Raw genomic sequence first — 534 nt, forward strand, 5'->3', positions numbered from 1 at the left:
GCGTTAAAAGTCGAACTAGACAAAATTGCAGATAAGTTCGCCTCCCAAGAGAAAGAAGCTCAAGAGGCAGTAACCGCTTACAAACCACTGGCGAAAGTGGAAGTGCCTTATTCGACGGGCAAGTTCCCAACAACGCGCTACTGTTTGATGGAAATGAAGCCCAAGACTGGTCGCAAGCACCAATTGCGTCGTCACATGGCCCACCTACGTCACCCAATTGTGGGGGACACATCGCACGGTGATGGTAAACACAACAAATTGTTCCGTAACGAATTTGATTCACACCGCTTGCTGTTACATGCTTCGGAGCTGCGTTTTGTGCATCCGTTTACAAATGAAGAGCTGGTGATGAAAGCGAGTATCGACGATACGTGGCAGCAATTGTTTACTCGATTTGAGTGGGACGAAGAGCTCGTTAAGTAAAGAGGTTGTGCTCTAGCGAAGAGAAATAGAAAAGGGTTGGCATGTTTACCAACCCTTTTTGTTGTTTACCAATTCTCAAAGGCTATTTGAGTTTTTCTAGATCCGCTTCGA

At 46.1% G+C, this 534-nt stretch carries 1 protein-coding gene; it reads left to right on the forward strand.

Annotated elements, in window-relative coordinates:
* A partial coding sequence (locus tag R7Z49_RS27270) for a pseudouridine synthase (RefSeq protein ID WP_318112793.1) occupies positions 1 to 423 on the forward strand: 423 nt, incomplete at its 5' end.
* Between the last annotated feature and the right edge of the window lie 111 nt (positions 424 to 534).

The organism is Vibrio sp. 1562, assembly GCF_033340155.1.
GTDB classification, from domain to species: Bacteria; Pseudomonadota; Gammaproteobacteria; order Enterobacterales; family Vibrionaceae; genus Vibrio; species Vibrio alginolyticus.